We start from the raw sequence: 19,180 nt of genomic DNA, 5'->3' as shown, positions 1-19,180 counted from the left end.
GTCCTGGGATTTGCGGCACTTACTGTCGTCGGCGACGGTGACGGCGGAATCGGGATGGGAAAGGGCAAGGCGCGCGAGGTCCCGGTAGCAGTGCAAAAGGCGATGGAGCAGGCGCGCCGCAAGATGGTAAAGATCAAGCTCAAGAACGGCACGCTATATCATCCGGTGGTTGGACGGCACGGGGCTGCAAAGGTCTACATGAAACCTGCCTCCGAGGGCACGGGGATCATTGCCGGCGGCCCTATGCGGGCCGTGTTCGAGGTCATGGGGGTAACCAACATCTTGGCCAAGTCTATCGGCTCTACGAATCCTTATAACGTAGTGCGGGCGACAATTAAGGGGCTGCTTGCAGTGCATGCGCCTTCCGAGATCGCCGCCAAGCGTGGCAAGAGCGTGGAAGAGATCCTGGAGCGGACCAAATGAGCGGGGCCGGGAAGCGGTTGCGGATCACGCTAGTGCGCAGCCTCATCGGGACCAAGAAGGAACATCGCGCTTGCGTGCGCGGTCTGGGGCTCAGGCGGCTCAACCACACGGTCGAAGTGGAGGACACGCCGGCGGTGCGGGGCATGATTCGCCGCGTCAGCTACCTGGTTAAATGCGAGGATTGAATGCGGCTTAACGATCTTAAGCCGGCGGCGGGCGCTAAGCGACCGCGTCGTCGGGTCGGGCGGGGCATCGGCAGCGGACTGGGCAAGACCTCGGGCCGAGGTCATAAAGGCCAAAAAGCTCGCTCCGGTGGCTATCACAAGGTGGGTTTCGAGGGCGGGCAGATGCCATTGCAACGGCGGCTGCCGAAACGGGGTTTTAACTCACCGACCGAAAATGCCGTGGTCGAGGTGCGGCTCAGCGCCATCGACAAACTAGGAGTCGACAGCGTGGATCTAGACACCCTCAAGAAGGAAGGCGTGGTCCCGCACCGGGCGCTCGGGGCGAAGGTCATCCTTTCGGGCAAGATCACCCGGGCGGTGAGGCTGCGGGGCGTCAAGGTCACGAAAGGGGCGCGGGCCGCAATCGAAGCCGCGGGTGGCAGCATCGAGGCTTAAGGACCGGTTCCATGGTAGCAACCCGGGAATCATTGCTGGGCATGACCGGCAAGATGGGCGATCTCAAGCGTCGGTTGTGGTTTCTGATCGGCGCTTTGATCGTCTACCGCATTGGCGCCCATATTCCCGTCCCGGGCATCGATGCCGCCGTGCTGGCAGAACTCTTCCGTTCCCAACAAGGGGGTATCCTCGGGCTGTTCAACATGTTCTCCGGGGGGGCGTTGTCGCGCTTCACCATTTTCGCCCTGGGCATCATGCCTTATATCTCGGCTTCCATCATCATGCAATTGGCAACGGTGGTGGTGCCGCAGCTGGAACAGCTCAAGAAGGAAGGTGAGGCAGGGCGCCGCAAGATCACCCAGTACACGCGCTACGGTACTTTGCTCCTCGCTACGTTTCAGAGCATTGGCATATCGATAGCCCTGGAGGCGCAGCAAGGTCTGGTGCCTGAGCCGGGACTTATGTTCCGCTTTACCACCGTTGTCACTCTGGTCACGGGTACGATGTTCCTGATGTGGCTCGGGGAACAAATCACCGAGCGGGGCATCGGCAACGGGATTTCCCTGATCATCTTCGCCGGAATCGTGGCGGGGCTGCCTCATGCCATTGGCGGGACCCTGGAGCTGGCGCGCACCGGGGCGTTCTCCATTCCCCTTGTGCTGATGCTGCTGGTCGGGGCACTGGCGGTGACCGCTCTGGTGGTGTTCGTGGAGCGGGGGCAGCGCAAGATACTGGTGAACTATGCCAAACGCCAGGTTGGGCGCAGGATTTACGGCGGCACCAGCTCGCACCTGCCGCTGAAGTTGAACATGGCGGGTGTCATTCCGCCCATTTTCGCCTCTAGCATCATCCTGTTCCCGGCCACCCTGGCCGGCTGGTTCGGCAGCCATGAGTCTGTCACCTGGCTGCGCGACATCGCGGCTACTCTGTCCCCGGGCCAGCCGATTTATGTGTTGCTGTATGCGGCGGCGATCATCTTCTTCTGCTTCTTCTACACCGCACTGGTCTTCAACCCGAAGGAGACGGCGGACAACCTCAAGAAAAGCGGTGCTTTCGTGCCTGGCATTCGCCCCGGTGAGCAAACCGCCCGTTACATCGAACGGATCATGATGCGGCTTACTCTGGCTGGCTCGATTTACGTGACGCTGGTCTGCCTGCTGCCGGAATTCTTGATTCTTAAATGGAACGTCCCGTTCTATTTTGGCGGCACCTCCCTGCTGATCATTGTAGTCGTGACCATGGACTTTATGGCTCAGGTCCAAGCCTACGTGATGTCGCACCAGTACGAGAGTTTGCTCAAGAAGGCCAATCTGAAGAGTGGGCTTCCGGTGCGCTAGGTCGTATGGCCAAAGAAGAAACGATTCAGATGCAGGGCGAGGTGTTGGAGACCCTGCCCAACGCCACGTTCCGCGTGAGATTGGAAAACGGACATGTGATTTTGGGGTACATCTCGGGCAAGATGCGGATGCACTACATTCGCATCTTGCCCGGGGACAAGGTAACAGTGGAGCTTACCCCTTACGACCTTTCGCGCGGCCGTATCGTATTCCGGGCGAAGTAGGGCCCGTCGAGGGCATAAGCCCTGCCTGCGGAGCCCCAGGAGGAGCATAGCGGGGGGGACTTATGCCCAAGCTTTCGAGGAGCTAATCATGAAGGTCCAGGCGTCGGTGAAGAAAATCTGCCGCAAGTGCAAGATCGTGCGACGCAAGCGGGTGGTGCGGGTGATCTGCTCGGACCCTCGTCACAAGCAACGCCAGGGTTAAGGGCTCGGGCCGTTCTGCTTGGCGCAATAGGCGCATAATGGATATAATTTAAAGTTTGCTATTTTTCGGAGTCTTTGCATGGCCCGCATCGCAGGCGTCAATATTCCGAACCATCAACATGCCGTGATTGCGCTTACAGCGATCTACGGCATCGGGCGCAGTCGGGCGCGCCGCATTTGCGCCGCTGCCGGGATAGATGGGTCAAAAAAAATCAAGGACTTGAGCGAGTCCGAAATGGATCGTTTGCGCGATGAGGTGGGCAAATACACGGTGGAGGGGGATCTGCGCCGGGAAGTATCCATGAGCATCAAGCGGTTGATGGACCTGGGCTGCTACCGAGGAGTGCGGCACCGCCGGGGGCTACCCGTGCGCGGACAGCGAACCCGCACGAACGCGCGTACCCGCAAGGGTCCGCGCAAGATCATTGGCGCCGCCAAGAAGACGGCGACACAAGCCAAGTAAGGAATTGGCATGGCGAAAACCAGCGCTAGGGTACGAAAAAAGGTTAAAAAGAATGTGGCTGAGGGCATTGCCCACATTCACGCGTCGTTCAACAACACCATCGTGACCATTACCGACCGGCAAGGGAACGCTCTTGCCTGGGCCACCGCCGGAAGTAATGGGTTCAAGGGCTCGCGCAAGAGCACGCCGTTTGCCGCCCAGGTCGCTGCGGAGCAGGCAGGGCGCGCAGCTCAGGAATACGGGGTAAAAAACTTGGAGGTCAGGATCAAGGGGCCTGGCCCGGGGCGCGAGTCGGCGGTGCGGGCCCTGCACGCGGTCGGTTTCAAAATCACCAGCATATCGGACGTGACCCCGATTCCGCACAACGGCGTACGCCCGCCGAAGCGGCGCCGCATCTGATTTCCAAGGAGAGCGAGCGTGGCGAGATACCTGGATGCCAAGTGCCGGCAGTGCCGCCGCGAAGGCGAGAAACTGTTTCTCAAGGGCGAGAAGTGCTTCACGGACAAGTGCCCGGTGGAGCGCCGTAGCTATCCACCCGGGCAACATGGCCAGAAAAGCGGACGGCTTTCCGACTATGCGATCCAGCTGCGTGAGAAGCAGAAGTTGCGGCGCACCTATGGTTTGCTGGAGCGGCAATTCCGCAATCTTTACTTCGAGGCTGACCGCCGTAAAGGCATCACCGGAGAAACGCTGCTGCAATTGTTGGAGAGCCGCCTGGATACCGTTGCCTTCCGCATGGGCTTCGGCTCTTCCCGTGCAGAAGCGCGGCAGCTGGTGCGCCACAACGGCATCCTGGTGAACGGCCGCCGCGTAAACATTCCGTCTTATCGGCTGCGGCCAGGCGACGTGGTAGAGGTGGCGCAAAAAGCCAAGGAGCAGCTGCGCATCAAAGCGGCGGCCCAAGCGGCCGAGCAGCGGGGCTTCCCCGAGTGGATCGAGGTTGATGTCAAGGCATTAAAAGGAACGTTCAAGGCACGGCCCCAGCGCTCCGAGCTTCCCCAGACCATCAACGAAAACGTGGTGGTGGAGCTCTATTCGAAGTGATCGGCCTGGACGCCTGGAGGCGAGATCCTTGGCGCAACGCCATTGCGCAACCAGGAATCGGAATGCAAGGGCGGTTATGTGCCAGTTGACCAAGAGGTAGTAAATATGCAAGCCAGTGCTTTTCTCAAGCCGCGCATCGTCGACGTACAGCACTTGTCGCCCATGTACGCGCGCATCACCATGGAGCCATTCGAGCGCGGCTACGGCCACACGCTGGGTAACGCGTTGCGGCGCGTCCTTCTTTCGTCGATGCCCGGATATGCACCGACCGAGGTGCACATCAACGGCGTGCTGCATGAGTACTCGACGATCGAGGGGGTGCGCGAGGACGTGGTAGACATCCTGCTTAACCTCAAAGGCGTGGTATTGAAGCTGCATAATCGTACCGAAGCCACCCTAACCCTCAAGAAGCAAGGCGAGGGTCCGGTCACGGCCGCAGATATCGAGGTCACGCACGACGTGGAGATCGTCAATCCCGAGCACGTGATCGCTCATCTGGCTGCCGGAGGTAAGCTAGAAATGCAAATCAAGGTCGAGCAGGGCCGTGGTTACGTGCCGGCGACCGTGCGCCGGCCTACCGAAACGGCCGGGCGGGGCATCGGCACCATCATGCTGGACGCTTCGTTTAGCCCGGTGCGCCGGGTGAGCTACACAGTGGAAAGCGCGCGCGTCGAGCAGCGTACCGATCTGGACAAGCTCATCATGGATGTCGAAACCAATGGGGCCATCGAACCTGAGGAGGCGATCCGTTATGCCGCGCGGATCCTCGTGGAGCAGTTGTCCTTGTTCGCCGATCTCAAGGGCACGCCGGCGCAGGTGGAGGCTCCCAAGTCGCCCCAGGTCGACCCGATTCTGCTGCGGCCAGTCGATGACCTGGAGCTCACTGTACGCTCCGCCAACTGCCTCAAGGCGGAAAACATCTATTACATCGGCGACTTGATCCAGCGCACGGAAACCGAGCTGCTAAAGACGCCCAATCTGGGGCGCAAGTCGCTCAACGAAATCAAGGAAGTGCTCGCTTCTCGCGGGCTTACCCTGGGGATGAAACTGGAAAACTGGCCACCTGCAGGGTTGGAGAGACCGTGAGGCAGGAGGTTGGCTGGTCGACTACAGGTGTTGGAGATTAGTCTCAGCGCAGGCTAACCTTTTGGGTTAGTCCGTGCTAAAACGGGCCGCCTACGAGACCGCAAAGGCCCGAGGAAGAGGTCGACCAATCCGTGCCAATGGCTCCTTTCCAGAATGGAAAAAAGCCCTAAACGCCGGCCGGCAAGAGGGGAAGGGACATCACCATGCGCCACCGTCAGGGATACCGTAAACTCAACCGCACCACTAGCCACCGTCTGGCGATGCTCCGCAACATGACCAATTCACTGCTGCGGCACGAGGTCATCAAGACTACCCTGCCCAAGGCGAAGGAGCTACGGCGCGTGGCCGAACCCCTCATCACTTTGGCCAAGGCGCCGACCTTGGCCAACCGCCGGTTGGCGTTCAACCGGCTGCGGGACCGACAAAACGTCGTCAAACTCTTCGACGAGCTCGGCCCTCGCTACAAGAACCGCAACGGGGGTTATTTGCGAATCCTGAAATTCGGCTTTCGCCAAGGTGACAATGCGCCAATGGCACTGGTGGAGCTCTTAGACAGACCCGAGCCGGTGGGGCAAACGGCGGAGCAAAAGGCGACCGAAGAATAGGGCTCGCCGGCGTGGATGCACCCGGGGATGGGAGCCGGGGTGATATCAAAGCTACATTGCGGTTGTGGCGCTCGCGGGATTCGTGGATAGGCCCGATTTAACGGAAAGGCCCGAGGAGCGAACCGCAGCGAGCTAAAAGCTTTGCGGCTCTGCGGCCTAGGGAGAACGAAGACCAGAAAGCCGGGCGTTGCCCGGCTTTCGGCCTTATGGGCAGGCTACTGTGGCCATCGTTCTTTTTACCGACTTTGGCGGCGCCGACCTCTATGTCGGCCAGGTGCACGGGGTGCTGGCACGAGAAGCGCCCCAAGCACGGGTGATCGATCTGTTACACGACGTGCCGGCCTTCGATGTGGAAGCGGGTGCTCACCTGCTCGCTGCGCTGGTTCCCGAGTTCGGAGCCGGCTCGGTGTTCATGGCGGTGGTGGATCCTGGCGTTGGCGGCTTGCGCCAGCCGGTGGCAGTCCAGGCCGATGGCCGTTGGTTCGTCGGGCCGGACAACGGCTTGCTCTCGGTAGTGGTGGAACGGGCGCAGGAAGCGAAGTGTCATCGCATCGCCTGGCAACCTGATCGCCTGAGCGCCTCCTTCCATGGCCGGGACCTGTTTGCACCGGTGGCGGCGCGTTTGGCCAAGGGTGACGATACGGCGGCTTTGCTCCAGCCGATACCGGCGTTAGACGTGCGGCTACCCGCGGGCGACCTGGCCCGGATCATCTACATCGACCACTATGGCAACGCCATGACGGGACTTCGCGCCCAAGGCGTGGGCCATGAGCGTCGTTTGCGGGTAGCCGGTAGCTCCCTTGCCCATGGACGCGTCTTCAGCGAAATGCCCCCGGACATGCCTTTTTGGTACGAGAATTGTTTAGGTCTGGTGGAAGTGGCGGCAAACCGGGGTAGCGCGAAGGCCATGCTGGGACTCTCCGTAGGTACCCGGGTTGCCTGGGAGTGAAAAGGGGCATGACGCTGGTCTACACGGTAGGCCATGGTGCCCGTTCTGCTGCAGCGCTCATCGACCTGCTCAGAGGTGAGCACATCGCTTGGCTCGTAGACGTACGGGCCTATCCCGTCTCCCGCCGGCATCCCCAGTTCGAGCGGACGCGACTGGAAGCGGCTCTGCGAGGAGCGGGGATCCGCTACCAGTGGCAGGGAAAGGCGCTGGGTGGCTTTCGAACGCCCGAGGCTGACTCTCCCCACGTAGCGCTGGAAGAGCCAGCCTTTCGTGGCTTTGCCGATCATATGCAAACGGAGGCTTTTCAGGTCGCCCTCGGGGCAGTTTTGTCCCTGGCCCAGCAGGCGCCCCTTGCGCTCATGTGCGCGGAACAGGCGCCCCAACGCTGCCACCGTTGCCTGATCGCCGATTACCTGTGTGCCTGCGGGAACTCTGTCGTCCATCTCCTGCAGCCGGGTGTGAGCGCTCAGCACCGGCTCAGCCCGGTGGCCCGGTGGACACCCGAGGGGTTGGTCTACGACGGTGGACGGACCCAGGCCCGCTTGGACTTCACAGGATCAGGATCACTCGGTAGTCGTTGACGTTGGTGCGGGTGGGTCCGGTAGTCACGAGGTCTCCCAGCCGTTCGAAGAAGGTATAGCCGTCATTGTCCGCGAGCCGCTCTTTGGCCTCCAGGCCGAGGCTTCGAGCCCGGGCCAGCGTGTCGGGGCCGCAGACGGCGCCGGCGTTGTCTTCCGTGCCGTCAATGCCGTCGGTATCGCAGGCGAGGGCGTGGGTGTCCTCTAAAGCGTCCAGCGCCAGGGTCAAGGCCAAGAGGAACTCGCAATTACGCCCACCACGCCCCTTGCCTTGCACGGTGACAGTGGTCTCGCCACCGCACACCAGAGCGATCGGTGGCCGCCAGGGATGGCCATAGGCGCGCACTTCTCGCGCCAGCGCTGCGTAGGCCTGGGCCACCTCCCGCGCCTCTCCCGTGACGCTGTCGCCCAGAATGGCGGTGGGGATGCGACGGCGGCGGAAGTACTCTCCCGCGGCCACCAGGGAACCGTGCGCGGTGGCGATGATCCGGTTTTCCACCCGCGCAAAGACGGGATCCCCCGGCTTGGGGGTCTCGGGAAGATGGCCAGTGCAGCCGCGCTGGAGATGATCCAGCACGGGAGCCGGGGCATCGATGCGATAGTCCCTGAGAATCGCCAGGGCATCTTCGTAGGTGGTGGGGTCGGGAGCGAATGGCCCCGAGGCGATATGGGTCGGGTCGTCGCCAGTCACGTCGGAGATGATGAGCGCCAGGACCGGCGCCCGGCAGGCGGCGGCGAGGCGCCCGCCCTGGATCAGGGACAAGTGCTTGCGCACCGTGTTGATCTCCTGGATGGAGGCACCGCAGGCGAGCAGCGCCCGCGTGACCGCCTTGAGATCCTTCATGCCGATACCCGGCCCCGGGAGGGAGAGCAGGCTGGAGCCTCCGCCGCTCACCAAAGCGAGGACCAAGTCATCCGGCCCCACCCGTTTCACTTCCTCGAGAATCTCCCGTGCTGCCGCTTCCCCGCTTTCGTCGGGAACCGGGTGACCTGCTTCCACCACGCGGATGCGCCGGGTGGGTAGCCCGTGCCGGTAGCGGGTAATGACCAGGCCAGACAGCGGTGCCGCGGCCGGCCAATGATCTTCCACTGCCTTAGCCATGGACGCGGCAGCCTTACCCGCCCCTACTACCAAGGTACGCCCTTTGGGCGGAGCGGGTAGATGCCGCGGTACGATGTGCAAGGGATCAGCCGCGGCAACCGCCGCATGGAAGCTCTCGATGAGCAGGGTTTTGGCTTCGGTCGTTCTTTTTCCCATGAATGCCTCGTCAGGAGGTGAGTATGCGTCGTAAATACTGCCCGGTGAAGCTTTCCGGCACGCTGACTATCTGCTCGGGCGGACCTTCGGCGATGATGCGGCCTCCACGATCACCCCCCTCCGGGCCTAGGTCCACAATCCAGTCGGCGGTCTTGATCACGTCCATATTGTGCTCGATCACGACCACCGTGTTGCCGTGGTCCCTCAGGCGGTGCAGCACCTTGAGTAGCAGGTCGATGTCGTGGAAATGAAGCCCCGTAGTGGGCTCGTCCAGGATGTAGAGGGTACGCCCGGTGTCCCGCTTGGAAAGCTCCAAGGCGAGCTTTACCCGCTGGGCTTCCCCGCCGGAAAGGGTGGTGGCCGACTGGCCGAGGGACATGTATCCCAACCCCACATCCAGCAGGGTACGCAGTTTGCGAGCGACCAGGGGCACAGGCTGGAAGAAGGCGTAGGCCTGCTCCACGTTCATTGCCAAGACCTCGTGGATGGTCTTGCCTTTATAGCGGATCTCCAGCGTTTCCCGGTTATAGCGCCGTCCATGACACACGTCGCATTGCACGTAGATATCGGGCAGGAAATGCATTTCCACTTTGAGCACGCCATCGCCCTGGCACGCCTCACACCGACCTCCCTTGACGTTGAAGGAGAAGCGACCAGGCCCATAACCCCGGGCCCGGGCCTCGGGGACCTGGGCGAAGAGCTCCCGAATCGGGGTGAACAGACCTGTATAGGTAGCGGGATTGGAACGAGGCGTACGCCCGATGGGACTCTGGTCCACGTTGACCACCTTGTCGAAATGTTCGAGTCCTTCGATGCGTTCGTGGGGCGCAGGCTCCAAGCCCGCGCCGTAGAGGGCCCGCGCCACGGCGGCGTACAGAGTGTCGTTGACCAGAGTCGACTTCCCCGACCCCGAGACGCCGGTCACGCACACGAACAAGCCCACTGGTATTTCCAGCGTGACACCCTTCAGGTTGTTGCCGCTCGCTCCCACGAGCCGCAGTCGACGCTCCGTGTGGGGACGGCGACGCTGCTGAGGAATGGCGATGCTGCGGGCTCCCGAGAGGTATTGTCCCGTGAGGGAGGCGTGCGCCGCCAAGATCGCCGCCGGCGGTCCTTGGGCGACCACCTGCCCGCCGTGCTCCCCGGCGCCGGGCCCCATGTCCACTACGTGATCGGCGCACAAGATCGCCTCTCGGTCGTGTTCCACCACGATCACCGTGTTGCCCAGGTCGCGCAAGCTCTTGAGGGTGGAGAGCAACCGGTCGTTGTCCCGCTGGTGCAGCCCGATGGACGGCTCATCCAGCACGTACATTACTCCCGTCAGGCCAGAGCCGATCTGGGAGGCAAGGCGGATGCGCTGGGCCTCCCCTCCTGACAAAGTGTCCGAGGAGCGGTCCAAGGTGAGGTAGTCGAGCCCCACGTCGTTCAGGAAACGCAGACGGTTGGCGATTTCTCTCACGATCTTGTCGGCGATTGCCTGCTTCGTCCCGGACAGGTTCAAGCCCTCGAAGAAGGCGTGAAGGTCCTTGAGCGGCATGGAAGACAGTTCGTAGATAGTGCGGCCGGCGAAACGCACGTGCCGTGCTTCCCGCCGCAGCCGGGTCCCCTGGCATTGAGGGCAGACTCGGGTGTTCAAGTACTTGGCGAGCTCCTCGCGCACCACCATTGAATCGGTTTCTCGGTAGCGTCGCTCCAGGTTGGGGATGATGCCCTCGAAGGGATGCTCTCGCCGGTGGCGCTGATCCTTGTCCCCCAGGTAGATGAAGCGGATACGCTCGTCGCCAGAACCGTACAGGATCACCTGCTGTATTTTCTCGGGCAGCTCCTCGAAAGGCTTTTCGATGTCGAAGCCGTAGTGCTTTGCCAGGCTTACGAGGAGCTGGTAATAGAACTGGTTGCGCCGGTCCCAGCCTCGAATGGCGCCGGCGCCGAGGGAGAGATGGGGGAAAGCCACTACGCGTTTCGGATCGAAAAAAGTGATGGTTCCCAGCCCGTCGCATTCGGGACATGCCCCCATCGGATTGTTGAAGGAAAAAAGCCGGGGCTCCAGCTCCGGCAGGGAATAGCTGCACACGGGACAAGCAAAGCGGGACGAGAAGACGTGCTCCCGGCCGGTATCCATTTCAACGGCGAGAGCTCTGCCGTCGGAATGGCGCAGCGCCGTCTCGAAGGATTCCGCCAGGCGCTGCTTGGCATCGGGCGTAACCCGTAGCCGGTCCACCACCACCTCCACCGTATGCTTGCGATTCTTGGCAAGCTTGGGCAGCGCATCCATCTCGTAGACCTTGCCGTCCACACGCACCCGCACGAAGCCTTGGGCGCGCAGCTCATCGAACAGCTCTGCCTGCTCGCCCCGGCGACCCACCACTGCCGGCGCCAGGATCATAAGTCGGGTGCCTTCCGGCAACTGCAGCACGTGGTCCACCATTTGGCTCACGCTCTGGGCCTGGAGCACGATACCGTGCTCGGGACAATGGGGGTCGCCGGCGCGGGCGAACAGCAGACGCAGGTAATCATGGATCTCGGTTACCGTACCGACGGTGGAACGGGGGTTCTGGGAGGCCGTTTTTTGCTCGATGGCAATGGCCGGGGAGAGCCCTTCGATCAGATCCACGTCCGGTTTTTCCATGAGCTCAAGAAACTGCCGGGCGTAGGCAGAGAGGGATTCCACGTAGCGGCGCTGGCCCTCGGCGTAAAGGGTGTCGAAGGCGAGGGAGGACTTGCCCGAGCCGGAAAGGCCGGTGATCACCACCAGCCGGTTACGCGGCAGGTCGAGGTGAATGTTCTTGAGGTTATGCGTGCGAGCCCCGCGGATTCGGATGAAATCCATCACTCGAAAAGAAAATTGGCCAAACTTATTAGTTTACTGAATTTTTGGTACCCTTCTCGAAGCAACGCCGGCTGTGGGCACATAGACGGCGCGAGGGGTCGAGTTGCGGTCGCCCCGCGGGACAGTTTGCGCTTCCAGCTTCCGGCCCTGCCCAATGGCGGCCGTCGGGCTTCTGCGCTATCCTGTCGCTCGCCCAAACCGGCGCAGAGGGGATATTCCATGGCATCCGTTAACAAAGTGATTCTGATCGGCAACTTGGGCGCCGATCCTGAGGTGCGCTACTTGCCCAGCGGCGATGCCGTCACCAACATACGCTTAGCCACCAGCGAGACTTGGAAAGACAAGAACGGGGAAAAGCAGGAACGCACCGAGTGGCACCGGGTGGCTTTTTTCGGCAAGCTTGCCGAGATCGCCGGTGAATATCTCAAAAAGGGCAGCCAAGTGTACGTGGAGGGGAGCCTCCGCACCCGTAAGTGGCAGGATAAGGAGGGCCAGGACCGCTATACCACCGAGATCGTCGCCGAGCGGATGCAGATGCTGGGACCGCGGGGGGGTGGCACTTTCGAGGCAGCCGATCGGGAAGGCGGCAGTAGCACTACAAGTCCGCCCCGGACCAAAGCTTCCAGCGGCAGCAGTTTCGACGACTTCGAGGACGACATTCCCTTCTGAGCGGCGCCTAGCGCAAAGGCGCGGGCGCGCTGGAAGCGGAGCGGCGGCGCACGATCCGGCCCTGCTGCTGTAACAACCGGCAGGCATGGCGGGCGATGACCAGCTCCTCATTGCAGTGGACCACGCACACGGGAACGGGGCTTGCGGCTGTGCTCACGAGCGGCCCGCCGGCCCGGTTGGCGTCAGGATCCAGCTTGATCCCCAGCCAGGCGAGCTGGGCGCAAATGCGCTCCCGGATCTCGGGCGAGCGCTCGCCGATGCCGCCGCTGAAGGCGAGCACATCCAATCCCCCCAGAGCGGCGGCAAGAGAGCCTACTTCCCGCACCACCCGGTAGACGAAAAGCTCCACGGCCTCTTGGGCGCGCACATCCGGGCTTGCCAAGAGTGCCCGCATGTCGTGGCTGATACCCGAGACGCCCAGGAGCCCCGAGCGGAAGTACAGCAGGTCGCTTACCTGTTCCACCGTCATGTGCCGCTCCTGGATCAAATAGAGGAGCACACCCGGGTCCAAGGCCCCCGGACGGGTGCCCATCACCAGGCCGTCCAGGGCCGTGAATCCCATGGTGGTGGCGATGCTTTTGAGCTCCCGCAAAGCACAAAGGCTCGCCCCGTTGCCGAGATGGGCTACGACCACCCGGCCTAGAGCGCGCTCCCCCACCAGCTCCGGCAAGGCGTGGGTGGCATACTCGTAGGACAAGCCGTGGAAGCCGTAACGCTTCACTCCTTCGTCGTGGAAGCGGCGCGGCAAGGCGAAGCGCCGGGCTACCTCTGGCTGGGTGGCGTGAAATGCAGTGTCGAAGCAGGCGACCTGGGGTAGATCCGGCCGCGCTTGGGACAGCGTCCGGATCGCCTCCAGCTCCCAGGGCTCGTGTAGGCGAGCCAGGGGCACGAGCTGTTGCAGCTCGTCCATCACTTCCGGCGTAATAAGCACCGGCGCCGAGAAACGGCGTCCGCCGTGGACCACTCGATGACCCGCGCCCACCAGCCGGTGCGGCCCCAACTGTTGGCCGAGCCATTCCAGCAGGAAAGCCACTGCCTCTCGGGGGCCGAAAGAGCGAGGGTCGGGGCAGAACAGCGTTTCCTCCTGAGCCAGCGGACCCTGCGGCGTTCTGGCGTGTAACCGGGGGGCGTGGCCGATCCCTTCCAGCTCACCCCGCAGGCGGTAGAGGGCCTTCCAGTCCCCGTCCACGGGGTAGAGGGCAAATTTCAGGCTGGAGGAGCCGGCGTTGAGGACGAGGATATGGTCGCTCACCTAGGTGCTCGCTTTGCGGGCTTGGGCGAGGAGGCAGGCGACGGCGGTGGAGACGATGCGGCTCTCCGGTGTGTCGGCGCGACTCGTCAGGACCACCGGCACCCGGGCGCCCACCACCACGCCCGCGGCGAGGGCCCCACAAAGGTAAACCAGTTGCTTGTAGAGCATGTTGCCCGCCTCCAGGTTGGGGACCACCAGCACATCCACTTGACCGGAGACAGGGGAGGCGATGCCCTTGGTCCTGGCAGCTTCCGCCGAGATGGCGTTGTCGAAAGCCAGGGGACCATCCAGGATGGCGCCGGTAATCTGGCCCCGATCGGCCATCTTGCACAGGGCCGCCGCATCTACGGTGGAAGGAATGTCGGGGTTGACGGTCTCCACCGCCGAGAGTAGAGCAACCCGAGGCGTCTCCACCCCGATCACCCGCGCTACGTCGATGGCGTTCTGCACGATGTCGCGCTTGGTGGCGAGCGCGGGGGCGATGTTGACCGCCGCGTCGGAAATGAGCAGCCGCTTGGGATAAGCGGGTACGTCCATGACGAAAACGTGACTGATGCGGCGATGGGTTCGCAGACCCCCGTCCCGGGACACGATCACCCCCATGAGTTCGTCGGTGTGGAGGCTTCCCTTCATGATTATCTGCGCCTCTCCTGTCCGGGCCAGGGCGGCGGCGCGAGCGGCACAGGCGACTGGGTCAGCTTCCTCGATCAGGCGGTAGCCAGCGAGGTCCATGGCCAGCTCGGCGGCGGTTCGGCGAATGGCCTCCCCGGGGCCCACCAGCAGGGGCTGGATGAGCCCAAGCCGGGCCGCCTCCACCGCCCCTAGCAATCCTTCTCGGCTCAGGGGATAGACGACGGCAGTGGTGACCGGCCCGTGGTCTCGCGCTTGGTCGATCAAGGCCTGGCAGCGGCCGAAGGATGGGGTCAAAAGGGGCCTCCTCGGTGGGTCACGATGAAAAATCAAATCATACGGAATCAAGAAAGGGGTTTGTCGCTATTCTGGTACATTGTGGCCCACAAATATGTTGCAATGCAATATGGCCCCAGGTCCGATCAGGCGCCTGCAAAAAGAAAGGGGTGTTGGCCCCTTGGAATCGGCGCGCCGAGCCCCCATCTGTTTTTCGTTCCCCAAGAGGGCGGGGTATAATGGTTTTGATCGAATTTTCAGGGGGGTAGCCATGCCAATCTATGAGTACCGTTGTGCTTCGTGCGGTTTTCAGAGCGAATACCTGCAGAAGGTTGGGGAGCCGCTGATGACCGTGTGTCCCCAGTGCGGCCAGGAGTCTTTCAATAAGCTCCTTACGGCCGCGGGCTTCCAGCTCAAGGGCACGGGCTGGTACGTGACCGACTTCAAGAACAGCGGCGCTAAGCCCGTCGCGAAAGCGGAATCGAAGGAAGGGGGGTCTTCCTCCGGCCACGCCTGCGGTGCAGGGGCGTGTGGCTGCGCTGCTTCCAAGGCGGAGGCATGAAGAAATACCTGGTCACCGGACTGCTGCTCTGGATACCGCTCGGCATCACTTTGTGGGTGCTGAACTTGCTTGTGAGCAGCATGGATCAGACTTTACTTCTTTTGCCCGACGCATGGCAGCCGGAGCGTTGGCTCGGGTTTCGAGTTCCCGGGTTGGGCGTGATTCTCAGCTTTGGAGTGGTGTTGGCCACCGGGGTGTTCGCCACCAACGTGATCGGGCAACGCCTGATCGATTACTGGGAGGGGCTGTTGCGGCGCATCCCGGTGGTGAAGTCCATCTACTACAGCGTCAAGCAAGTGAGCGACACCCTTTTCTCCAGCAAAGGGGTGGCCTTCCGCAAAGCACTTCTGATCCAGTACCCGCGGCCAGGGGCGTGGACCATCGCTTTTCTCACCGGCAAACCGGGCGGAGACGTGGCTAATCACCTGCAGGGGGATTACGTAAGCGTTTACGTGCCCACCACGCCTAACCCGACTTCCGGTTTCTTCCTGATGATGCCCAAGAATGATGTGATTGAGCTCAATATGAGCGTCGACGCGGCGCTCAAATACATCGTCTCGATGGGCGTAGTTGCCCCAGAGGCTAAGCCCGCCGCGAGCGGTCCCAGAGCGCAGGCCCGGATCGCTTGATTCTCCCTTCCGCGGCGCGTGCATGCGCCAATGGTGGCGTATGGCCACCTAGAACCGAAACCCTCATCGGATCCACATGCGAACGACCTATTGCGGATGGATTAACCGCCAGCACGTAGGCCAGGAAGTCACGCTCTGCGGCTGGGTGCACCGGCGCCGCGACCACGGTGGCGTCATCTTCATCGACCTGCGGGACCGGGAAGGCTTGGTCCAGATCGTGTGCGATCCAGAGCGGCCGGAACCATTCCGGGTGGCCGATTCGGTACGCAACGAGTACGTACTGCGAGTCGTGGGCTGGGTGCGGGAGCGCCCTGCCGGGACGGTCAATCCCAACCTGGCAAGTGGCGAAGTAGAAGTACTCGCCCACCAGGTGGAAGTGCTCAATTCCTCTCTGCCCCCCCCGTTCTTCATGGACGATGACACCATCAGCGAGCAGGTGCGTCTGGAACACCGGGTGTTGGATCTGCGGCGACCCCAGATGCAGCGCAACCTGCGGCTGCGCCATCGGGTGGCCACGGCGGTGCGGGAATTTCTGGACCGGCACGGTTTCGTCGACATTGAAACCCCTATGCTCACCCGCTCCACCCCGGAGGGAGCCCGGGACTTCCTGGTGCCGAGCCGGTTGCATCCAGGGGAGTTCTACGCTCTGCCCCAGTCGCCGCAGCTGTTCAAGCAGCTCCTGATGATGGCGGGCTTCGATCGCTATTATCAGATCGTCAAATGTTTCCGCGACGAGGACCTGCGGGCGGATCGGCAGCCGGAATTCACCCAGATAGACGTGGAGACCTCGTTCCTGGACGTGCCGGAGATTACCGCCCTCATGGAGGATATGATCCGCAGCGTGTTCAAGGCGGTGCTGGACGTGGAGCTGCCCGCGCCGTTTCCGCGTCTTACCTATGACGAATCCATGGCGCTGTATGGCTCGGACAAGCCCGATCTGCGCATTCCCCTGGCGCTCACAGAGCTTACCGATGTCATGGGGGAGGTGGAGTTCAAGGTGTTTCGCGACGCGGCGAGCTTGCCAGATGGACGGGTGGCTGCGCTTCGCCTGCCCGGGGGCGGCGAGCTGACGCGCAAAGAGATCGACGACTATACCGAGTACGTCAAGATCTACGGCGCCAAGGGGCTTGCTTACGTCAAGGTGAACGCGACGAGCAAAGGGGTCGAGGGCCTGCAATCGCCCATCCTCAAATTCCTTTCTCCGCAGGCGATCCGGGCGATCCTGGAGCGTACCGGTGCCAGGGATGGAGACCTGATCTTCTTCGGGGCGGACCGCGCCAAGGTGGTCAACGAGTCCCTCGGCGCGCTGCGGCTCAAGCTGGGTCACGACCGAGGACTGGTGGAGCCCGGTTGGCGGCCTTTGTGGGTGGTGGACTTCCCCATGTTTGAGTGGGACGAAGAGGAAAAGCGCTGGGCCGCCCTACACCATCCTTTTACTTCACCCGCAGCGGGCCACGAAGACCTGTTGGAGCGGGACCCAGGACGTGCTCGCTCCAAGGCCTACGACATGGTGCTGAACGGTTGGGAGATAGGCGGTGGCTCGGTGCGCATCCATCGCCAGGAGGTGCAGTCGAAAGTGTTTCGGGCTCTCGCCATTAGTGCCGAAGAAGCGGAGCAGAAGTTCGGCTTCCTGTTGCGCGCGCTTCAGTATGGCGCACCGCCCCACGGGGGCATCGCTTTCGGGCTGGACCGCATCGTGGCTTTGATGGCGGGGGTGGAGTCGATCCGGGACGTGATCGCCTTCCCCAAGACGCAGCGGGGCCAGTGCCTCCTCACCCGTGCGCCAAGTCCGGTGGACGAGAGGCAGCTCCGGGAGCTACACATCCGTGTCCGCCGTCCGGAGACCGCGAAAGCCTGAACAGGTCGAGCCGCAGGGCGGTCAGTGGCTCCCTACAAGATACCCGTATCGGTGCTGGTGCTGATCCATACCCCGGCGCTGGAAGTGCTGCTGCTGGAGCGGGCCGACCGGCCCGGCTTCTGGCAGTCGGTGACTGGAAGCCAAAACCCGGGTGAGACCCTGGAGCAAACGGCCCGGCGGGAAGTGGCGGAAGAGACAGGCCTCGACCCCGCGGTTTACCGACTTACGGACTGGGGCATCACCAACCGCTACGAGATCTTTCCGGAATGGCGCCACCGCTACCCCCCGGGGGTAACTCACAACACGGAGCACGTTTTCGCGCTCGAAGTACCAGCACCTCTCCCGGTGCGGGTGGCACCCCAAGAGCACCTGGGCTATCAGTGGCTGCCCTATCGGGAGGCAGCGCTAAAGGTCTTTTCTTGGAGCAACCGGGACGCTATTCTCTTGCTCCCCCAGCGAGGGGGGAAACCCTGACCGGTTGAGATGGTCTACACAATCTCTGTATTGCGTCAATCGTGATGTAACGCCAGGGGTCATGACAGCCGTGCATACCGCCGCCCTTGCCTTCGATCGCTTTCAACGCCTGTCCGACGAGGACTGCCAGGAGCGTATCCGGGCCGCCAAGGCGGCCCTCGGCCAGCGGGCCGTGATCTTGGGCCACCATTATCAGCGGGCCGACGTGTATAAGCACGCCGACCTGACCGGAGACTCGCTGAAGCTCTCCCGCCTTGCCGCCCAGACGGAGGCCGAGTACATCGTCTTCTGCGGCGTACACTTCATGGCAGAGGTGGCCGACATCCTCAGTCGGCCCGAGCAGCTCTCGATCCTGCCCGATCTGAACGCCGGCTGCTCCATGGCCGATATGGCCAATCTGGCGAAGGTGGAGCGGGCGTGGCGCGAGCTCTCCGAGGTTCTAGATTGCGACGAGCAGGTGACGCCGGTCACTTACATCAATTCGGCGGCCGATCTCAAGGCGTTCTGCGGCGAGCACGGGGGCATCGTGTGCACTTCCAGCAATGCCCGCAAGATCCTGGAGTGGTCGTTCGCCCGGCGGCCCAAGGTTCTGTTCTTCCCGGACCAGCACTTGGGGCGCTGGACCGGCTACCAGATGGGCATTCCTCTGGAGCAGATGCTGGTGTGGGATCCGGACGAGCCTATGGGAGGCCTCACGCCGGAGAAAGTGCGCATGGCCAGGCTCTTGCTATGGAAAGGCCATTGCTCGGTGCATCAGATGTTCCAGGCGAGCCACATCCTGCGCTACAAGAACCAGCACCCGGACGCTTTCGTGATCTCCCATCCGGAGTGCAATTTCGACGTCTGCCGGCTGTCCGATTACGTCGGCTCCACCGAGTTCATCATCAAGACCATCGCCCAGGCGCCGGCGGGTACCCGCTGGCTCGTGGGAACCGAGCTCAATCTGGTGAACCGCATTGCCGACCAGTTCAAGCCCGAGGGTAAGATCGTCCAGTTCATGGCACCTACGGTGTGCATGTGTTCCACCATGGCCCGCATCGATCCGCAACACCTGGCCTGGACGCTGGAAAACCTGGTCCAGGGGAAGGTGGTCAACCGCATCCAGGTGCCCGAGGAAGAGGCCCGTCTTGCCCGCATCGCCCTGGAGCGCATGCTGCAGGTCTCCTGAAGCAAGGCTGCCGTACCCGGGCGCGCCTGGGAGCTTTCCTGGCG

Annotated in this window: 23 protein-coding genes; 19 read left to right on the top strand and 4 right to left on the bottom strand. The window is 62.6% G+C overall.

The window, feature by feature from the left end; all coding sequences use genetic code 11:
* The 13 genes from rpsE to V7Q81_RS01930 form a co-directional block, all read left to right on the top strand.
* Positions 1-423, top strand: a 423-nt coding sequence (rpsE, locus tag V7Q81_RS01990; RefSeq protein WP_333839888.1) for a 30S ribosomal protein S5, incomplete at its 5' end; no start/stop codon positions are given.
* Positions 420-608 (top strand): 50S ribosomal protein L30, encoded by a 189-nt coding sequence (gene rpmD, locus V7Q81_RS01985; RefSeq protein WP_333839886.1) that lies wholly within the window; start codon positions 420-422, stop codon positions 606-608. The genes rpsE and rpmD, both read left to right, overlap by 4 nt.
* A complete protein-coding gene (gene rplO / locus V7Q81_RS01980; RefSeq protein WP_333839884.1) occupies positions 609-1,043 on the top strand; it encodes a 50S ribosomal protein L15 in 435 nt (144 codons plus the stop codon).
* A gap of 11 nt (positions 1,044-1,054) precedes the next feature.
* Entirely contained in the window at positions 1,055-2,380 is a 1,326-nt protein-coding gene (gene secY, locus V7Q81_RS01975) for a preprotein translocase subunit SecY (RefSeq protein ID WP_333839881.1), read from the top strand.
* Between the two features lie 5 nt (positions 2,381-2,385).
* The gene (gene infA, locus V7Q81_RS01970; RefSeq protein WP_333839879.1) at positions 2,386-2,604 is read left to right on the top strand and encodes a translation initiation factor IF-1; all 219 of its coding nucleotides are present in this window, start codon (positions 2,386-2,388) and stop codon (positions 2,602-2,604) included.
* Between the two features lie 88 nt (positions 2,605-2,692).
* Complete coding sequence (rpmJ, locus tag V7Q81_RS01965) at positions 2,693-2,806, top strand: 50S ribosomal protein L36 (RefSeq protein WP_333839877.1); 114 nt, start codon at positions 2,693-2,695, stop codon at positions 2,804-2,806.
* A 78-nt stretch (positions 2,807-2,884) separates the two neighbouring features.
* Positions 2,885-3,268 (top strand): 30S ribosomal protein S13, encoded by a 384-nt coding sequence (gene rpsM, locus V7Q81_RS01960; protein ID WP_333839874.1) that lies wholly within the window; start codon positions 2,885-2,887, stop codon positions 3,266-3,268.
* A 9-nt stretch (positions 3,269-3,277) separates the two neighbouring features.
* Positions 3,278-3,667: a 30S ribosomal protein S11 gene (gene rpsK, locus V7Q81_RS01955; protein WP_333839872.1), complete on the top strand. Its 390-nt coding sequence runs from the start codon at positions 3,278-3,280 to the stop codon at positions 3,665-3,667.
* Positions 3,668-3,685: 18 nt separating this feature from the next.
* Positions 3,686-4,312, top strand: coding sequence for a 30S ribosomal protein S4 (gene rpsD, locus V7Q81_RS01950; protein WP_333839870.1), 627 nt, complete (start codon positions 3,686-3,688; stop codon positions 4,310-4,312).
* 105 nt (positions 4,313-4,417) lie between these two features.
* The gene (locus tag V7Q81_RS01945) at positions 4,418-5,398 is read left to right on the top strand and encodes a DNA-directed RNA polymerase subunit alpha (RefSeq protein ID WP_333839867.1); all 981 of its coding nucleotides are present in this window, start codon (positions 4,418-4,420) and stop codon (positions 5,396-5,398) included.
* A 203-nt stretch (positions 5,399-5,601) separates the two neighbouring features.
* Complete coding sequence (gene rplQ, locus V7Q81_RS01940) at positions 5,602-6,003, top strand: 50S ribosomal protein L17 (protein ID WP_333839864.1); 402 nt, start codon at positions 5,602-5,604, stop codon at positions 6,001-6,003.
* Positions 6,004-6,223: 220 nt separating this feature from the next.
* Positions 6,224-6,952 carry an SAM hydrolase/SAM-dependent halogenase family protein gene (locus tag V7Q81_RS01935; protein ID WP_333839861.1) on the top strand — a complete coding sequence of 243 codons (729 nt, stop codon included), beginning with the start codon at positions 6,224-6,226 and terminating at the stop codon, positions 6,950-6,952.
* An 8-nt stretch (positions 6,953-6,960) separates the two neighbouring features.
* Complete coding sequence (locus tag V7Q81_RS01930; protein ID WP_333839859.1) at positions 6,961-7,533, top strand: DUF488 domain-containing protein; 573 nt, start codon at positions 6,961-6,963, stop codon at positions 7,531-7,533.
* Here V7Q81_RS01930 and V7Q81_RS01925 read toward each other — a convergent pair.
* Both V7Q81_RS01925 and uvrA read right to left on the bottom strand, forming a co-directional pair.
* Entirely contained in the window at positions 7,502-8,788 is a 1,287-nt protein-coding gene (locus V7Q81_RS01925; protein WP_333839856.1) for a glycerate kinase type-2 family protein, read from the bottom strand. The two genes, V7Q81_RS01930 and V7Q81_RS01925, sit on opposite strands and share 32 nt — an antisense overlap.
* Positions 8,789-8,798: 10 nt before the next feature.
* Positions 8,799-11,618, bottom strand: a complete 2,820-nt coding sequence (gene uvrA, locus V7Q81_RS01920; RefSeq protein ID WP_333839853.1) for an excinuclease ABC subunit UvrA — start codon at positions 11,616-11,618, stop codon at positions 8,799-8,801.
* 219 nt (positions 11,619-11,837) lie between these two features.
* Between uvrA and ssb the strand changes: the two genes are divergently transcribed.
* Complete coding sequence (ssb, locus tag V7Q81_RS01915; RefSeq protein ID WP_333839850.1) at positions 11,838-12,287, top strand: single-stranded DNA-binding protein; 450 nt, start codon at positions 11,838-11,840, stop codon at positions 12,285-12,287.
* Between the two features lie 7 nt (positions 12,288-12,294).
* Here the strand turns inward: ssb and V7Q81_RS01910 are convergent, their stop codons facing one another.
* Together V7Q81_RS01910 and V7Q81_RS01905 are read right to left on the bottom strand one after the other, a co-directional pair.
* The gene (locus V7Q81_RS01910) at positions 12,295-13,539 is read right to left on the bottom strand and encodes an acetate/propionate family kinase (RefSeq protein ID WP_333839848.1); all 1,245 of its coding nucleotides are present in this window, start codon (positions 13,537-13,539) and stop codon (positions 12,295-12,297) included.
* Complete coding sequence (locus tag V7Q81_RS01905) at positions 13,540-14,466, bottom strand: bifunctional enoyl-CoA hydratase/phosphate acetyltransferase (RefSeq protein WP_333839846.1); 927 nt, start codon at positions 14,464-14,466, stop codon at positions 13,540-13,542.
* A gap of 250 nt (positions 14,467-14,716) precedes the next feature.
* On the opposite strand from V7Q81_RS01905, the gene V7Q81_RS01900 reads away from it, so the two are divergent.
* The 5 genes from V7Q81_RS01900 to nadA all read left to right on the top strand — a co-directional run bounded on the left by V7Q81_RS01900 (position 14,717) and on the right by nadA (position 19,136).
* The gene (locus V7Q81_RS01900) at positions 14,717-15,007 is read left to right on the top strand and encodes an FmdB family zinc ribbon protein (protein ID WP_333839844.1); all 291 of its coding nucleotides are present in this window, start codon (positions 14,717-14,719) and stop codon (positions 15,005-15,007) included.
* Entirely contained in the window at positions 15,004-15,636 is a 633-nt protein-coding gene (locus V7Q81_RS01895) for a DUF502 domain-containing protein (RefSeq protein WP_333839841.1), read from the top strand. Before V7Q81_RS01900 ends, V7Q81_RS01895 begins: the two co-directional genes overlap by 4 nt.
* Positions 15,637-15,712: 76 nt before the next feature.
* On the top strand, positions 15,713-17,494 hold the full coding sequence (gene aspS, locus V7Q81_RS01890) for an aspartate--tRNA ligase (RefSeq protein WP_333839838.1): 1,782 nt from the start codon (positions 15,713-15,715) through the stop codon (positions 17,492-17,494).
* 24 nt (positions 17,495-17,518) lie between these two features.
* Positions 17,519-17,968, top strand: coding sequence for a dihydroneopterin triphosphate diphosphatase (nudB, locus tag V7Q81_RS01885; protein ID WP_333839835.1), 450 nt, complete (start codon positions 17,519-17,521; stop codon positions 17,966-17,968).
* A gap of 61 nt (positions 17,969-18,029) precedes the next feature.
* Positions 18,030-19,136, top strand: a complete 1,107-nt coding sequence (nadA, locus tag V7Q81_RS01880; RefSeq protein ID WP_442954732.1) for a quinolinate synthase NadA — start codon at positions 18,030-18,032, stop codon at positions 19,134-19,136.
* Positions 19,137-19,180: the final 44 nt, after the last annotated feature.

This window comes from Pelomicrobium sp., from assembly GCF_036803785.1.
Taxonomy (GTDB): Bacteria; Pseudomonadota; Gammaproteobacteria; order Burkholderiales; family UBA6910; genus Pelomicrobium.
Note: the sequence above shows the minus strand (reverse complement) of the source record. Positions and strands in the feature narration are given on the sequence as shown.

Excerpts from the sequence above, each read along its gene's own strand:
- uvrA (WP_333839853.1), bottom strand. The coding sequence starts at position 11,618 with ATGGATTTCATCCGAATCCGCGGGGCTCGCACGCATAACCTCAAGAAC.
- secY (WP_333839881.1), top strand. The coding sequence starts at position 1,055 with ATGGTAGCAACCCGGGAATCATTGCTGGGCATGACCGGCAAGATGGGC.
- V7Q81_RS01900 (WP_333839844.1), top strand. The coding sequence starts at position 14,717 with ATGCCAATCTATGAGTACCGTTGTGCTTCGTGCGGTTTTCAGAGCGAA.
- V7Q81_RS01895 (WP_333839841.1), top strand. The coding sequence starts at position 15,004 with ATGAAGAAATACCTGGTCACCGGACTGCTGCTCTGGATACCGCTCGGC.
- rpsM (WP_333839874.1), top strand. The coding sequence starts at position 2,885 with ATGGCCCGCATCGCAGGCGTCAATATTCCGAACCATCAACATGCCGTG.
- rpmD (WP_333839886.1), top strand. The coding sequence starts at position 420 with ATGAGCGGGGCCGGGAAGCGGTTGCGGATCACGCTAGTGCGCAGCCTC.
- V7Q81_RS01925 (WP_333839856.1), bottom strand. The coding sequence starts at position 8,788 with ATGGGAAAAAGAACGACCGAAGCCAAAACCCTGCTCATCGAGAGCTTC.
- rplQ (WP_333839864.1), top strand. The coding sequence starts at position 5,602 with ATGCGCCACCGTCAGGGATACCGTAAACTCAACCGCACCACTAGCCAC.
- V7Q81_RS01945 (WP_333839867.1), top strand. The coding sequence starts at position 4,418 with ATGCAAGCCAGTGCTTTTCTCAAGCCGCGCATCGTCGACGTACAGCAC.
- ssb (WP_333839850.1), top strand. The coding sequence starts at position 11,838 with ATGGCATCCGTTAACAAAGTGATTCTGATCGGCAACTTGGGCGCCGAT.
- nadA (WP_442954732.1), top strand. The coding sequence starts at position 18,030 with ATGACAGCCGTGCATACCGCCGCCCTTGCCTTCGATCGCTTTCAACGC.
- aspS (WP_333839838.1), top strand. The coding sequence starts at position 15,713 with ATGCGAACGACCTATTGCGGATGGATTAACCGCCAGCACGTAGGCCAG.
- rplO (WP_333839884.1), top strand. The coding sequence starts at position 609 with ATGCGGCTTAACGATCTTAAGCCGGCGGCGGGCGCTAAGCGACCGCGT.
- rpsK (WP_333839872.1), top strand. The coding sequence starts at position 3,278 with ATGGCGAAAACCAGCGCTAGGGTACGAAAAAAGGTTAAAAAGAATGTG.
- V7Q81_RS01930 (WP_333839859.1), top strand. The coding sequence starts at position 6,961 with ATGACGCTGGTCTACACGGTAGGCCATGGTGCCCGTTCTGCTGCAGCG.
- rpmJ (WP_333839877.1), top strand. The coding sequence starts at position 2,693 with ATGAAGGTCCAGGCGTCGGTGAAGAAAATCTGCCGCAAGTGCAAGATC.
- infA (WP_333839879.1), top strand. The coding sequence starts at position 2,386 with ATGGCCAAAGAAGAAACGATTCAGATGCAGGGCGAGGTGTTGGAGACC.